The sequence below is a fragment of the Protofrankia sp. Cr2 genome (assembly GCF_963555885.1).
Classification (GTDB): domain Bacteria; phylum Actinomycetota; class Actinomycetes; order Frankiales; family Frankiaceae; genus Protofrankia.
Window position 1 is genome coordinate 95,898 of sequence record NZ_CAUVXG010000006.1, and the last position, 15,240, is coordinate 111,137.

12 protein-coding genes and 2 pseudogenes are annotated in these 15,240 nt (G+C 68.6%); 2 read left to right on the forward strand and 12 right to left on the reverse strand.

Annotated elements, in window-relative coordinates; translation table 11 throughout:
- From U9978_RS05440 to U9978_RS05480, 9 genes and pseudogenes are all read right to left on the reverse strand, one after another.
- Nucleotides 1–1,365, reverse strand: a pseudogene (locus U9978_RS05440) (cell division protein FtsK); the annotation flags it as partial.
- A 289-nt stretch (nt 1,366–1,654) separates the two neighbouring features.
- Nucleotides 1,655–2,221 carry a MerR family transcriptional regulator gene (locus U9978_RS05445; RefSeq protein ID WP_322759977.1) on the reverse strand — a complete coding sequence of 189 codons (567 nt, stop codon included), beginning with the start codon at nt 2,219–2,221 and terminating at the stop codon, nt 1,655–1,657.
- A gap of 298 nt (nt 2,222–2,519) precedes the next feature.
- Nucleotides 2,520–3,005 (reverse strand): bifunctional nuclease family protein, encoded by a 486-nt coding sequence (locus U9978_RS05450; protein WP_322750286.1) that lies wholly within the window; start codon nt 3,003–3,005, stop codon nt 2,520–2,522.
- A 220-nt stretch (nt 3,006–3,225) separates the two neighbouring features.
- The gene (locus tag U9978_RS05455) at nt 3,226–3,993 is read right to left on the reverse strand and encodes a MerR family transcriptional regulator (protein WP_322759931.1); all 768 of its coding nucleotides are present in this window, start codon (nt 3,991–3,993) and stop codon (nt 3,226–3,228) included.
- Between the two features lie 16 nt (nt 3,994–4,009).
- Nucleotides 4,010–4,561 carry an FHA domain-containing protein gene (locus tag U9978_RS05460; protein WP_322759932.1) on the reverse strand — a complete coding sequence of 184 codons (552 nt, stop codon included), beginning with the start codon at nt 4,559–4,561 and terminating at the stop codon, nt 4,010–4,012.
- 284 nt (nt 4,562–4,845) lie between these two features.
- Nucleotides 4,846–5,226, reverse strand: a complete 381-nt coding sequence (gene gcvH / locus U9978_RS05465; protein ID WP_322759933.1) for a glycine cleavage system protein GcvH — start codon at nt 5,224–5,226, stop codon at nt 4,846–4,848.
- Between the two features lie 61 nt (nt 5,227–5,287).
- Nucleotides 5,288–7,873, reverse strand: a complete 2,586-nt coding sequence (locus tag U9978_RS05470) for a mannose-1-phosphate guanyltransferase (protein ID WP_322759978.1) — start codon at nt 7,871–7,873, stop codon at nt 5,288–5,290.
- 11 nt (nt 7,874–7,884) lie between these two features.
- Nucleotides 7,885–8,538 (reverse strand): CDP-alcohol phosphatidyltransferase family protein, encoded by a 654-nt coding sequence (locus tag U9978_RS05475; RefSeq protein ID WP_322759934.1) that lies wholly within the window; start codon nt 8,536–8,538, stop codon nt 7,885–7,887.
- Between the two features lie 60 nt (nt 8,539–8,598).
- The gene (locus U9978_RS05480; protein ID WP_322759935.1) at nt 8,599–9,681 is read right to left on the reverse strand and encodes a C40 family peptidase; all 1,083 of its coding nucleotides are present in this window, start codon (nt 9,679–9,681) and stop codon (nt 8,599–8,601) included.
- Nucleotides 9,682–10,117: 436 nt separating this feature from the next.
- Here U9978_RS05480 and U9978_RS05485 point away from each other — a divergent pair, with 436 nt between their 5' ends.
- Both U9978_RS05485 and U9978_RS05490 read left to right on the forward strand, forming a co-directional pair.
- Nucleotides 10,118–10,390: a type II toxin-antitoxin system CcdA family antitoxin gene (locus tag U9978_RS05485; protein ID WP_322759936.1), complete on the forward strand. Its 273-nt coding sequence runs from the start codon at nt 10,118–10,120 to the stop codon at nt 10,388–10,390.
- Nucleotides 10,387–10,773, forward strand: coding sequence for a type II toxin-antitoxin system VapC family toxin (locus U9978_RS05490; protein ID WP_322759937.1), 387 nt, complete (start codon nt 10,387–10,389; stop codon nt 10,771–10,773). The genes U9978_RS05485 and U9978_RS05490 overlap by 4 nt, the downstream gene beginning before the upstream one ends.
- A gap of 319 nt (nt 10,774–11,092) precedes the next feature.
- Here the strand turns inward: U9978_RS05490 and acnA are convergent, their stop codons facing one another.
- The 3 genes and pseudogenes from acnA to U9978_RS05505 all read right to left on the reverse strand — a co-directional run.
- Nucleotides 11,093–13,780: an aconitate hydratase AcnA gene (gene acnA, locus U9978_RS05495; RefSeq protein WP_322759938.1), complete on the reverse strand. Its 2,688-nt coding sequence runs from the start codon at nt 13,778–13,780 to the stop codon at nt 11,093–11,095.
- A 217-nt stretch (nt 13,781–13,997) separates the two neighbouring features.
- Entirely contained in the window at nt 13,998–14,993 is a 996-nt protein-coding gene (gene whiA / locus U9978_RS05500) for a DNA-binding protein WhiA (RefSeq protein WP_416210860.1), read from the reverse strand.
- Nucleotides 14,990–15,240, reverse strand: a pseudogene (locus tag U9978_RS05505) (hypothetical protein); the annotation flags it as partial. The gene whiA and the pseudogene U9978_RS05505, both read right to left, overlap by 4 nt.

Here is a 15,240-nt window from a genome sequence, read left to right on the forward strand (position 1 = left end):
ACCGACCAGCGCGTGGACGGTGTCGTCGTCGAACCGCAACGTCACCGGGCCGTCCGGGCCGAACGCCACCGGAACAGCAAGACCGCCGGCGGCGTCGAAGCTCCACAGCGTCTCGGGTAGCAGGGCGCGCGCGTTCGGCGGCCGGGCGGCCTCGTGAGCCGCGGCGGCGGCCACGATCTGCGCCACCGCGGCCACCAGATCGGGGGGCGGGGGTTCATCCAGATCGCATCGCAGCGGACCCGACAGCGAGCAGCGCCCGCTCGGCCGATCGCCCTCGGGTCGGCCCTGGCCCGCGGCCGGAGGATTCTCGACGTCCTCGGTCAGCCACAGGGTCTCGGCGTTGGCCAGGGTGTCATGCCCGCGCCGGGCAACGGGGGTGGCGGCGCCCTCCTCCACCAGGACGATGACGTGTACACCGCACGCAGGGCCCTGGGCGGCGACCGCCGCCAGTGCCCGAGCGGCGTCGTCGGCCAGCGACGGCCAGGCCAGCAGTACCAGCAGCCGCCAGGGCTCGGCCCGCGGCAGGCCGGCGGCTTCCCGCTCCCGCAATGAGGCGAACCGGCCACCGAGCCGGTCGACCGTGATGCGCCCCACGTCCGCGGAGAGTTCCGCGAGCACGCCTTCCAGGCGGGTTCGGGTGGTCAAAGTGGGGCTGGCGACACCGGCGGCCCGCAGCGGGGCGAAACCCGCAAGCCCGGCCCCCAGCTCGTACGGGTCGTAGACGATGACCCGCACCGACCCGGCCGGCGCCGCCGCGAGAACACGGGTGAGCAGGCCGCGCACGACGCCGACCCCCTCACCACGGCGGTCACGGTCCACCACGATGCGCAGGTTGCCGCCGTCGAGCAGGCTGACGGCGAGGGGAACCTCGGCTGCGACTCCGCCGGGCAGCAGCGGTGGGACTATCACCCTTCCTACCCGCCACAGCCCTGGCCGGTAGGGCCGGTCCACGGCTGCCTGCACGGGTGTTTCCTGCACGGGTGATCCCGGTCCGGACACGGGTTCGCCAGGCGTGGGGCGCCCGGCGTGGCCGGCCTGGCGTACCTGCATCCACGCCGGCGCCGACCAGCGTGCGCCGGCGAGAGCGGGCGCCTGCTCACGGGCGATCGAGGCCGCGGCGCTGAGCGCGATGGGGACCCGCTGTGCTGTGATGGATCCGGTGTGCCATGCCTCGTCGGGCCATGCGTCGTCGGGCCGGTGGCGCTGATCGGACGGACGCGTACCGGCGCCCGCAAAGGGCGCGTCCGCTTCGGGCAGCTCGACCTGGTCCGCCAGCGCCTCCAGTCGATCGGCGAGGCTCAGCGCCTCGCCGAGGCATGTCTGGATGCCAGTGACCAGCGTCCGCACTCGCCGAGTGCCCGACACCGCGACCTCCCCGCGATCAAGCTGATGGCACGACGATGGTGGTGTGGCGTCCTGGCCGACCAGTGACCTACCGGTAGAACCAACCTAGCGACGAGATCCGACGAAGGCGGGGTTTTCCCTTGACTGGGTGGGCTTGCGCCGATGTGACGCTACCGGACGGGCCATTGCCCCATGGTCCCCGTCCCCGCGGGCGCGGTCCAGCAACGTGACCACGGTCGGGTGGCCGCGTCGGCCTCGGGCTGCCCGCCCGCTCAGGCGAGCGCTACCGGCTCAGGCCAGCTTTACCGGTTCAGGCCGAGTTCCGTCGGCCGCGCCGGTTGGCCAGCTCGTCCCCGGGATGACCGACCGCGACGTGCTCCGGGTGCCCGACCGGTCCCAGGCGTTCGGGCCGCTCGGTCGGCAGCTGTGACAGTTGTCCGCGCATGTCCCGCACGGCCCGGCCGACCGCGATCGCGAAGACCCCCTGCCCCCCCTGGACGAGGTCGATGACCTGGTCGTCGGAGATGCACTCGTACACCGTCGACCCGTCGCTGACCAGGGTGACCCTGGCAAGATCGTCGATCCCGCGGACGCGCAGGCAGTCCACGGCGGCACGGATGTTCTGCAGGGAGACCCCCGCCTCAAGCAGCTTGCGTACGACCCGCAGAACCAGCACATCGCGAAAGGAGTACAGCCGCTGGCTACCCGACCCCGTGGCGCCTCGCACGCTCGGCACGACAAGCCCCGTACGGGCCCAGTAGTCGAGTTGCCGATAGGTGATCCCCGCGGCGGCGCACGCGGTAGGCCCCCGGTAGCCGACATCATCACCAGGAGGCTGAGGAAGATCATCCGGGAAGAGCTGACCTTGCTCGATCATCGCCGTCCGATCATCGCTGTCGCCATCCGTCCCACCCACCGACTCCTGGCCGCACCCGGCCCCGCCACACCATCGCCGCGCGCGGCCTCCGTGTCGGGACCGCAACCTCGACTCGACGGTAAGAGCTCTCGATGGTTGCATCAATGATCAGGATGGACGTGTCTTGCAACCGCATGAAAACACGCCCAGCCCGAACTATTAAGGATACAACCGCACACGCGCCGCAACGGCCCGCAATGCAGCCCGACGACGCCGCCTAGCGACGGACTCGATCCACCGCGTAGCAGAAAATCTACGATCAGGAACCTGGTGTGTTGAAGTCCTCCGGCGAGATCGTGTCCAGGAACTCTCGGAACTTCTCCAGCTCGCTCTCCTGCTCCTGTTCCTGATCCTCGGGCACGGTGATGCCAGCCTCGGCGAGTACCGACTCCTCGCCGTAGACGGGTACCCCCATCCGCATCGCCAGCGCGATGGCGTCCGACGGTCGAGCCGAGACCTCGACTCCGTTTCCGAACACGAGCGTCGCGAAGAACACCCCGTCCTGGAGATCGTTGATGGTGACCCTCGTGAGTTCCGTCTGCAGGGCCTGCAGCACATCACGCATGAGATCGTGGGTCATCGGACGAGCAGTCGTGATGCCCTCCTGCGCGAACGCGATGGCTGTCGCCTCCACCGCGCCGATCCAGATGGGTAGGTAGCGCTCACCTCCGACCTCCTTCAACAGGACGATCGGCTGCTTCGACGGAAGCTCGACACGAACGCCGACGATGTCCAGCCGATGCACCGATCTACCTCCTCGCACAGGTGAGCAGGACGGGATGATCTGAGCGGAAACTGTAGACGCCCACCGGGTGACAGTATCCCCGTCGCTGGAGTTCGTCAGCGTGCCTGGTGCTTGCGGAAAGATCGGCCACCGTGGACGTCTTCCACCGCACTGTCAACGATAGGTGTCCGCGGGCGAATCGGCCTGCGAAAGGCCGGCCCACGGACATGCCGTGGTGATGTCATCCGCTCGGCCCGGCCCGCAATCGTGAGCGCAGCAGGGCAGCGTGCAGCCGAACCAGCAGACCTGCGAGCTCGTCCACGGTGTCCTGCGCGTGCCCGCCGGGTCGGTCGCGTTGCCCCCGCAGGGGCGCTGCCACCTGTTCGATCAGTCCCGCTTCCCGATCGGCCGCGACCCGCGAGGAACGCAGGTGACGAGGCTGGACGCCGAAGGCGCTCAGTGCGGCGAACGTGCGCGCGACCGCCACCGCGTCTCCGTCGAAATAGCTGCCGCCGGGGCGGGGCGCGAGCAGCCCGTACTGTTCGAGTTCGACAAGCTGATCATCGTCGATGCCGGTGGCGGCGAGCAGCTCCCGACGCGACATCCGCACCGTCTCGCCAGCATCGACGATCATGTCCAGGACGCGGGGCGGGGGTGGTGCGACCGGACGAGGGCCGGACCGCTCACGCGGCTGCTCGCCGCGGTCGATGGACTCCAGCTCTTCTTTGATCACTCGCAGTGGCAGAAAGCGTTCCCGCTGTGCGCCGAGGATGTAACGGAGCCGACCCACATCATCGGGTGAGTACTTACGATAGTTCGCATTCGTCCGGGCCGGGACCACCAGACCTTCCGCCTCCAGATATCGGATCTTGGACAGCGTCACGTCGGGATAGTCCAGCCTCAGTCGATCGAGTACCTCGCCAATGTTGAGCGTCTTCGCGGCGGAGCCACCCGCCGGGGCCCGAGCGGGCATCGGCATGGGTGATGTCGTGGCCCGACCGGCGTTCATCGATGGGACCTTCGGCTCACTGGGGCACCCCGCCACCCGTCGCCATGATTGATCCAGTCAGGAACACCAGCCGGAACTTGCCGATCTGGACCTCGTCACCGCTGGACAGTTCGGCCGAGTCGATCCGCTCACGGTTGAGATAGGTGCCGTTGAGGCTACCCACATCACGAACGGCGAAGCCCTTCGTGTACGGAGACCGATGGAACTCGGCGTGACGGCGCGACACCGTCACATCATCCAGGAAGATATCGCTCTCCGGATGCCGGCCCGCCGTCGTCAGGTCGGCATCCAGCAGGAAGCGGCTGCCCGCATTGGGCCCCCGCTTGACCACGAGCAGACCTGAACCCGGTGGCAACGCGTCAACGGCGGCAACGGCATCCCGCTCGGTCGACTCGTCGACGTGATCACCCTCGATACCCGAAAGGGCTGCGGCAAGGTTGAGCGTGGACGTCTGCTCGGCAGGCCGTTCCGGCGCGACGGGCTCACCTGGACGTACCAGTGGAGACCCACACCGCGCGCAGTACAACGCATCAGTCGGGTTCTGCTGTCCGCACCTCGTGCAGAACACGGTCGCGTCTGCTTCCTGCCGGACCGCCGCGGGCGCGGTTGGGTCGGCCGCTCGGGCCACCTGCCTGGGGTGGCGAAAGTTCGATTCCTCCTCGGGGACACCCACCCACCGCGCGGACGGCCCCGAAGCCGGAAGGGACGACACCGACCGTGACAACCCGGCCTCGCATCGCCTTCCCGGCGCACAATGAGGCTAGTGCATCAGGTCCACTACCGCGCAAAGGGAGTAGGCCAGCTATTCCTGCGTGGCGTGGACCTGAACGCCGGACTCCATTGTGTAGATCATCACGTTCCCTTCACATGCTGGGCGTAGGCGTCCGCATCGAGCAGGGAATCCGTCACCCCAGCGTCGTCGACGGCCACCTCGACCAGCCAGCCCTCACCGTAGGGATCGGAGTTGACCAGCTCAGGAGTGCTGTCGAGCACCTCGTTACGAGCGATCACCTCCCCGGAGACCGGGGCGTAGACGTCCGAGACGCTCTTGGTCGACTCTACTTCGCCGAACGGCTCACCCGCCTGTACCCGATCACCCACCGCCGGCAACGTCACAAACACGATATCCCCGAGCGCATCCTGTGCAAACGAGGTGATACCCACCCGCACAGTGCCGCTGGTCACCCGGATCCACTCGTGCTCTGTGGTGTACTTCAGATCTTCCGGGTACACTGCGTATCGCCTCCCAGTCGTCGGTTCCGAGCCGTCGAACAGATCAATACCGCTGAACAGATCAATACCGCTTTGCGGAGAGTGAGCCGGAGTTCCCGACGGATCCCGGGTCGGGAACCCGATCCGACCCGTCCGGTTTCCAGCGGTCCTCGCCGGTGACGTCGCCAGTCATGAACAGGGCGCTCCAGCGGTCCAGGAGATGCCCTGCCGTGGTGGCATCGCGACCCTCAGCCCACAGGTGGGTGACGGCTTCGGCCGGGTCCGGGAGCACCAGGACCCATGAGCCGTCCGGCATGATCACCCGAACGCCGTCGGTGGTGTCGATGGTGCACCCGCTGTCGGTGTCGACCGCCTCGACCACCCGCCGCATCACCAGGCCCTTGGCCGCCCACGGCGTCGGCACGGATCTGCGGAGCACAGACACGGCCGGTATGCGGGCGTCGATCGCGCTCAGGGTCAGCCGGGTCCGGGCTACCAGCGCGACCAGTCTGACGAACGCGGCCAGGCCGTCGATCGCCGGCGCGAACTCGGGTACCACGAACCCCCCGCGGCCGTCCGCGGCGAACACGACGTTCGGCTCGCTCGCGGCCCGGGTGAGGTCTGCGGCCGACAGCGACGTGCGCCGGACCGTCAGCCCGTGGAAGCGGGTCACCTGGTCTGCGACCCGGGTGGTGGTGACCGGCAGCGCGACGTGCGCTCCCCGGTTCTCGGCCGCGACAAGGTCGAGGAACACCAGCAGCGCCCGCTCATCGTCGATCAGGTCGCCGCGTTCATCCACGATCGTGATGCGGTCACCGACGTTGTCGAAGCGGACGCCGACGGCAGCCCGCGAGCTGGCGACGAGCGCGCCGAGGCGGTCCAGGGCGCGGCGGCGATCGTCCGGCGTCTGCGCCGGGACGGTCTCGTCCAGCCGGCCGTTGACGGTGAGGACGTCCACTCCGAGCCGGCCCAGCAAGGTGGGCAGGACCAACGAGGTAGCTCCCCCGGCCGGATCGATCACGATTTTCAGGTTGGCTTCAGCCAGGCCGGCGGTGTCCACCTGGTCCAGCAGGTCGCGAGTGTAGATATCGGCGGTACGGGCGGGGAAGCGTAGCTCTCCGATCTCCCCGGGAAACGCCCGCCGGAATTCCTGGCGGCTGACGACCCGATCGAGCGTGCGCTGCATAGCGAGAGAAAGATCGCCACCCTCGGAGTCCATGAAGCTGATGTCCACCCGCTCGGCGTCCCCCGGTGTCGTGCGCACCATGATTCCGCCGGCGGAATCGGAGGCGCGGACGTCGAAGCGGGCCACCGGCATCGGCGCGACTTCCAGATCCCGCACGTCCATCGCGCTCGCGGTGAGAGCACTGATCATCGCCCGTTTGAGTGCCCGGGCAGCCCGCGAGCCGTCCCGGACCGTGGTCACCGTGGATCCCTTGCGCAGGGTCGTGGCATAGGCGCTGGCGAGGCGGACCACCAGTTCGGGGGTGATCTCGACGTTGATCAGCCCGGACACCCCCCGGGGGCCGAACAGCGAGCGCTGTCCCCGGGACTCCCAGATAACGCTGGTGTTGACCACCGCGCCGGCCTCGATGGTCTTGAACGGGTACACCATGACGTCGTGGGAGACGAACGACTCCTCCTCGAGCACGCACTCGTCGCCGACCACCGCGCCCTCCTCGACCCGCGCGGCCCGCAGCACGTCGGTGCTCTTACCGATCACGCAGCCCCGCAGGTTGGTCAGCGACCCGATCAGAGCGTTGTCCTGGACGACGGCCCGGTGCAGGAAGGCGCCCGATTTGACCACGACGTTGCTGCCGATGACGGTGAACTCACGCAACTCGGCGCCGGCTTCGATCTTCGTGTAGTCGCCGATCACCAGCGGACCGCAGAGCACCGCCTCCGGATGGACGTCGGCGTCCCGTCCGACCCACACCCCCGGCGAGACCTCAAAACCGCTGATCTTCACGTCGACCAGGCCGTTGAGCACATCGGCCTGGACCCGAAGGAAGCTCGCGATGGTGCCGACATCCTCCCAGTAGCCACCCACGACGTAGCCGAACAAGGGCGCCCCGGCAGCCAGGAGCTTCGGGAACACGTCTCCCGACCAGTCCACCGGCTCCCCGGCCGGAACGTGGGCGAGTACCTCCGGTTCCATGACGTAGATGCCGGTGTTGACCGTGTCGGAGAAGACCTGCCCCCAGGTCGGTTTCTCGAGGAAGCGGACGATCCGGCCGTCGTCGGACGTGATGACGATCCCGAACTCCAGGGGGTTCGGGACGGACTTGAGCGCGATCGTGACCAGCGCACCCTGCTTGCGATGGTAGGCGACCAGCGAGGTCAGGTCGATGTCGGTCAGCGCATCCCCGCTGATCACCAGAAACGGGTCGTCGCGCAACGCGTCCTGTGCGTTGCGGACGCTGCCGGCCGTCCCCAGCGGTGTGGTTTCGGTCGCGTACGACAGATGCATACCCAACTCGTCGCCGTCACCGAAGTAGGTCCGGACGTGGGCCGCGAGGAACTGCACCGTGATCACGGTCTCATCGAGACCGTGCCGTTTGAGCAGCCGCAGCACATGCTCCATAATCGGCCGATTGACGACGGGGAGTAGTGGTTTGGGCTGATTGGCGGTCATCGGGCGCAGGCGTGTCCCTTCACCGCCGGCCATCACGACGGCTCTCACCGACCCACCTCCGCGTCTGCCCGGCCGGTCTCGCCGCGGTCCGCTCCGGGCGACACCGGCGGTTGGGTACCGCTGCCCGCTCGCGCAAGCTGGCGGACCTGGACCCAGTAGAGGATCGCGGACCACCAGTACAGAGCGGTACCCCAGATGGCGAACGCCCACCCGAGCGGACGGGAAACGGTGGCGAGCCCGTTGTCGCCCGCTGACAGCAGTAGCAGCGGGAAGGCGTAGAGCAGATTGAACGTCGCGGCCTTGCCCAGGTAATGCACGGGCAGTGTGGGGCCGTAACCCAGGCGGCGTAGCACCGGCACGACGCCGGCGATCGCGACGTCCCTGCCGATGAGCAGCGCGGCGAACCACCAGGGAACGATTTCGCGCAGCGTCAGCGCAATGATCGTCGCCAGGATGTAAAGACGGTCCGCCAGCGGGTCGAGGAGAATCCCGAGCCGGCTGGTCTGCCCCAGCGCCCGGGCGAGTTTGCCGTCGAGGTAGTCACTCACGCCGGCGAAGGCCAGTACCGCGAGCGCCGCGCCGTCAGCCTCGGGACCGAGCGCCAGCCACAGGAAGACCGGTACCCCGGCCAGGCGCAGCGCGGAGAGCACATTCGGGATAGTGAGCACCCGGTCGGACGGATGGATCGCCGTGGTCACCCTCGACACCCCTTCGCACCCGGACCCGCCCGGTCAATCGTTGCAGCCCCCGGCCAACCGCTACAGCACTCGGCCAACGTAGTACGTCGAGCTCCAGATGGGCACCAGCGAGACGCTTCGCCCGGTCTCCGGGGCGCTCCACACGTATCCGTTACCAGCGTAGATCGCGACATGGGTGATATTGCCCGGGGTTCCGAAGAAGATCAGATCGCCGGGCTGCTTGCCGGCCTGGGGTACCCGGATCGAGGCGGCGAACTGCTGCTGGGCGGTACGCGGCAAGGAGCGCCCGAGCTGTTTGAAGACATACTGGACCAAACCGGAACAGTCGAACGAGTAGGGCCCCTCCGCCCCGTACACGTACGGCTTGCCCCGCTGCAGCGATGCGAGGTAGACGGCCTTCTCCCCGATGGAGCTGCCCGGGACGACCGTGGGCGCGCTCCCGGCCGCTGAGCCCCCCGCGGAACCGCCTCCCGGGCCCGTCGGGCTGCGCACCGTCACGGTCGTCGCTCCGGCGAGCGAGGGTCGCAGGACGTTCGTACCGTCGAAAACCGCGGTGAGCGTCGTGGTCGACAGCAGCCGGGTAGTGATCGTCGCGGTGCCGTTGCTGTCGGTCCGCAGCTGGGCGGTGGTGGTCCACTGCGGGCCGTTCGCGACCGCGATACGGACCCGCTGGTCGGCGACGGGACGTCCGGTCCCGACCTCCATGGCGCGGACGGTGAAGACGACGGGTGCGTTCGGCGCGACCGTCGCCTGATCGGCGGCGATCGACATCGTGGTGAAGGTCGGATCCGGATTGCCCAACTTGGCGGCCAGGCCGACGGTGGTTGTCGCGGGAGCCGTCCCGTGGGCGCCGCCGCCGATCATCGCGGCGCTGTTGACGGTGGCCGTGCTAGCGCTCATCGGCTCAAGAGTCGCGTTCCCGCCCGGGCCGGGCATCGTCGCGGCGAAGCCTGCCGTCGATGCCGCCAGGGTCCCGGTCGTCACTGCGGCGATCGTGGCGACCCGCCGGGACTGCGGGCCGAGACGGGCATGCCAGGGGTTGGACACCTGGTCACCGGCGCTCTCGGGCGCCTGGTCACGATGGCGACCGCGACCGGCCTGCTCTCCGTCTGCGGGGAGCCGGATCACGCCACGTGGATGCAACGCGCGTCCTTCCCGAACGCCTGCGAGGCAGCGTGGCGCCATGCCGCGAACCCATGCCGCTGGCACGCCTCAAGGTGCCGGCTGAGAGGGGGAACCCGGCCGACGACCGTCAGGGCTGCGAAACCTCGCTCCTGCCCCCTGGCTGCTCGGAGGGGACATCGGACCGGGGCAGGACTGGGCGTTTCGGTCCGACGCGTGTGTTCGAGGGGGAATATTGATCTTTGCTGAGGGGGTGCACGTGTTGTGTCAAACGATATCGGGTAGCCCGTACGGGTAGGCAATACCCCCAAACCCAACACGTAGCCACATCCAACCAGTGGTCCCATGTAGTCCTTGTGTTGGGCATCGACATAAGGTAGTCACGATCATGACCGTCACCGGCCCTCGCGGCCGCCCCTGGCGTCGAGGATCGCCCCGGAGTGTGTATAGTATGCGCATGGCGAGGGTGAATATCACGGTCCCCGACGAGTTGCTGGCGCAGGCCCGGGCCGCCGATCTGAACGTCTCCCGCCTCGCTTCGACGGCTCTGGCCGAGGAGCTGGATCGACGTGCCAAGATCGCAGAGTTGGACGCCTACCTGGCTGACCTGGATGCGGAGTTGGGGCCGGTACCCGCCCGCGAGACGGCCGCTGCCCGAGAGTGGGCCGACCGCGTTCTGCCCATCCGACCCGCTGACACCGGCGTGGCCCGGCGGGCACGCACGGCATGACCCTGGTGCTGGATGCGGGCGGCCTGTCCGCCCTGGCCGGGCAGCGCGCCCGGCTGGCGGAGCTGCGACAGCGTGGTTACTGGCCGGCGCAGGTTCCCGCAGTGGTACTGGCGGAAGCTCTGACCGGTGATCACCGACGCGACTTTCACACCAACCGCCTGCTCCGCGGCTGCCAGGTCCGGGACGTCACAGAACCGCTCGCTCGCGAGGGCGCACGGCTACGCGCCGCGACCGGACGCGCTGAGACGATCACAGCTACCGACGCGATCGTGGCCGCCTTCGCCGCCACCTGTCGCGCTCCCGTCGTGCTGACGAACGACCCGCATGATCTTGCTGCCCTCGCTGGACACAGCACGCGGCCCATCACGGTCTCAGGCGTATAGAGCGACCGCCACCCAGGCGAGGCAGGCGAGGCAGGCGAATAGCGGCTACAGCCGGTCAAGTAGATGTTCGGCGTGGCGTCGAAGTGGGGCGACAAGGTGGGGATGGTCGCCGGAAAAATCCCTTCTTCTTACTACGCGGGCCGCCAAGCATCCGTGCCGACGAGGACGCGGTCGGGCATGCGGCGACGCTACCCGGTCACTGATCCCGGCCGAACGCGCTCCTGGTGCGCCGTCCGGCGATCGTTGATAGCGATCTTTCGAGCTTTGTGTGGCGAAAATGCCGTTGTTGATCGCACAAAGCTCGAAAGATCGTTTCTAATTAGAGCAGCGACCGCAGGACGTAGGGCAGGATGCCGCCGTGGCGGAAGTACTCGGCCTCCCCCGGCGTGTCGATGCGGACGACCGCGTCGAACCGCTTGTCGTCGGCCTGGACGAGCAGCGTCGGGGTCTTCTCGTCGACTCCGGCCAGCCCGACGATGGTGAACGTCTCCGTACCGGTCAGGCCGAGCGACACCGCGGACTGCCCGGTCGGGAACTGCAACGGCAGGACGCCCATCCCGATCAGGTTGGAGCGGTGGATCCGCTCGTACGACTCGGCGATCACCGCTCGGACGCCGAGCAGGGCCGTGCCCTTGGCCGCCCAGTCACGCGACGAGCCCGAGCCGTACTCCTTGCCGGCGAGAACCACCAGCGGCACTCCGTCGGCGGCGTACTTCTGCGCCGCATCGTAGATCGCCAACTGCTCGCCGTCGGGCAGGTGCCGGGTGACCCCGCCCTCGGTGCCCGGAGCCAGCATGTTGCGCAGCCGGATGTTGGCGAACGTCCCGCGGATCATCACCTCGTGGTTGCCGCGTCGGGAGCCGTAGGAGTTGAAGTCCTTCGGGTCCACCCCGTGCTCCACGAGGTAGCGCCCCGCCGGTGACTCCCGCTTGATGGATCCGGCGGGCGAGATGTGGTCGGTGGTCACCGAGTCGCCCAGCAGCGCCAGCACGCGGGCACCGACGATGTCCGGGCGCGGCGCCGGTGTCGCCGCCATCCCCTCGAAGTACGGTGGGTGGCGCACGTAGGTCGAGTCAGGTGCCCAGTGAAACGTCTGGGACACCTCGCCTCCGTCACCGGTCGGCAGCGACTGCCACTGCTTGTCACCGGACAGATCGCCGTAGTCCTCGGTGAACATCTCCGAGCGAATCGCGTCGCCGACCACCGCGGCCACCTCGGCCTCGCTCGGCCAGATGTCGCGCAGGTAGACGGGGTTGCCCGCCGTGTCGATGCCCAGCGGGTCGTTGACCAGGTCGATGTCCATCGTGCCGGCGAGGGCGTAGGCCACGACCAGCGGCGGGGACGCCAGGTAGTTCATCTTGACGTCCGGGTTGATCCGGCCCTCGAAGTTGCGGTTACCCGACAGCACGCTGACCACCGCCAGGTCGCCGGCGTTCACCCCCTGGCTGATCTCCTCCTGGAGGGGGCCGGAGTTGCCGATGCAGGTGGTGCACCCGTAACCGACCAGGTTGAACCCGAGCTTGTCCAGGTAGGGGGTGAGCCCGGCGCGCTCGTAGTAGTCCATGACGACCTTGGAACCCGGGGCCAGGGTGGTCTTGACCCAGGGCTTGCGGGTCAGACCCCGGTCCACGGCGTTGCGGGCGAGGATGGCCGCGCCCACCATCACCTGCGGGTTGGACGTGTTCGTGCACGAGGTGATGGCCGCGATCGCGACCGCGCCGTGGTCGAGTGCGAAGCTGGTGCCGTCCGCGAGCGTCACCGGGGTCGGGTTGGACGGGCGTCCGCCGAGATCACCGGAAGTACCCGCAGCTGCCTTTGCCGGACCGGCATAGTCGGCGAGCGCGGTACGGAACGCGGCCTTGGCGGTGCGCAGGGGGACCCGGTCCTGCGGGCGCTTCGGGCCGGCCAGCGACGGCTCGATCGTGGAGAGATCGAGGGTGAGCGTGGTCGTGTAGGCCGGTTCGCGGCTCGGGTCGTGCCAGAGGCCCTGCTCCTTGGTGTACGCCTCGACGAGGTCGACCTGCTCGCTGGGACGGCCGGTCAGTCGCAGGTAGGCCAGGGTTTCCGCGTCCACCGGGAAGATGGCGCAGGTCGAGCCGTACTCGGGGCTCATGTTGCCGATCGTGGCCCGGTTGGCCAGCGGGACGTTGCCCACGCCCTCGCCGTAGAACTCGACGAACCGGCCCACGACACCGTGCGTGCGCAGCATCTCGGTGATGGTGAGGACGAGGTCGGTCGCGGTGGTTCCGGGCGGCAGCTCACCGGTGAGCTTGAACCCGACGACCGTCGGGATGAGCATGCTCACCGGCTGGCCGAGCATCGCGGCCTCCGCCTCGATGCCGCCCACACCCCAGCCGAGTACACCCAGGCCGTTGATCATGGTGGTGTGGCTGTCCGTGCCGACCAGGGTGTCGGGGTAGGCGAGCACGCCGTCGGCGGTCGCCCGGGTGAACACCACCCGGGCGAGGTACTCCAGGTTGACCTGGTGGACGATCCCGGTGTTCGGGGGGACGACCGTGAAGTTGTCGAACGCGGCCTGGCCCCACCGCAGGAACTGGTAGCGCTCGCGGTTGCGGGCGAACTCCAGCTCGGTGTTGAGGGCGAAGGCGTCAGCCCGGCCGAAGACGTCCGCGATGATCGAGTGATCGATCACCAGCTCCGCCGGTGCCAGCGGGTTGATCTTTGTCGGATCACCGCCGAGAGCGGCCATGGCCTCACGCATGGCGGCGAGGTCGACCACGCACGGCACCCCGGTGAAATCTTGCATGATCACGCGGGCCGGCGTGAACTGGATCTCCTGGCTCGGCGTGGCGGCCGGATCCCAGGATGCGAGCGCGGTGACGTGGTCGGCGGTGATGTTGGCGCCGTCCTCGGTCCGCAGCAGGTTCTCCAGCAGGACGCGCAGACTGTACGGCAACCGGTCAGCTCCGGAAACCGCGTCCAGCCGACGGATTGTATACCTACGGTCACCTACCTTGAGATGACCTGTGCTGCCGAAGCTATCCATATCTCCTCCTCGCCGCGTTCCCTCGCGGACCATCCTGGTGTTCGTTCCAGGAATTACCCGACCCGCCGGGGTCGGGACCAGTAATATCCTATTTACTTAGTATTGCTAAGGATATACCAGAAGATCAGTCGCCGCGCGCGAGGCTCCCGAAGTGTGGCGACAGGCCGGCGCCACCCCGAATGCTCCAAATAACTGAGAGTGACCGTCACGTAATCGCTCAGGCGTTCTCGAGGAGATCCGGCGAGACGCTCGCCTCGGTGTTCGGCAACCCGAGCGCATGCGCCCTCTTGTCGGCCAACGCCAGCAGCCGCCGGATGCGACCGGCGACCGCATCCTTGGTCAGCGGCGGCTCCGCGAGCGCACCCAGCTCCTCCAGGGACGCCTGGGCGTGCTCAAGGCGCAGCCGTCCGGCCGCGAGCAGGTGCCCGGGTGCGTCATCTCCCAGGATCCTCAACGCCGCCTGGACCCGGGCGCCGGCCGCGACCGCCGCGCGCGCCGAACGACGCAGGTTGGCGTCGTCGAAATTCGCCAGCCGGTTCGCGGTCGCCCGCACCTCGCGGCGCATCCGTCGATCCTCCCAGGCCAGCAGGCTGTCATGCGCGCCGATCTTCGTCAGCAGCACGCTGATCGCGTCGCCATCCCGGATCACCACCCGGTCCACCCCGCGCACATCGCGGCTCTTGGCCGCGACACCGAGTCGACGGGCCGCGCCGACCAGCGCGAGCGCCGCCTCCGGCCCTGGCGAGGTGATCTCCAAGGAGCATGAGCGGCCCGGCTCGGTCAGGGAGCCGTGGGCGAGGAACGCCCCACGCCACGCAGCCGCGGCATCACAGGAAGCGCCCGTCACCACCTGTGGTGGCAACCCACGCACGGGGCGACCCCGCTGGTCGAGCAGTCCGGTCGACCGCGCCAGCTGCTCGCCGTCACGCTCCACCCGGACGATGTACCGCACGGAACGGCGCAGGCCACCCGCGGCGAGCACCGCGATGCCCGACGGGAAGCCGAACACCTCCGCGATCTCGCGGCGCAGCCGCCGGGCGGTGGCACCCGCGTCGAGTTCGGCTTCGACGACGATGCGGCCACGCACGATGTGCAGCCCGCCGCCGAAGCGCAACAGCGCGGCCATCTCCGCCCTGCGACAACAGGGCTTCGCCACCCGCAACCGGCTGAGCTCGTCCTTAACGGTGGCGGTCATTGCGGCCACACGAATCATTCCTCACCTTCACGAGCGGAGACGGCACCTTCATGATCGGGGAAGACACCTTCACGAGCGGAGACGGTGGTAGCGGCGTCGCGGCGTGCAGCATCGCGGCGCGCCGCATCGTCTGAAACCACGGTGTCGTCCGCGGCCCCCGTGGCCGTACCCGACCTGACGCCTGGCCCGGCCCCGGTCCCGACGCCGTTGTGGGCGCCGTTCCCGGCCATGCTTGCGAACACCGCCTCGAACGCGACGGCGAGCC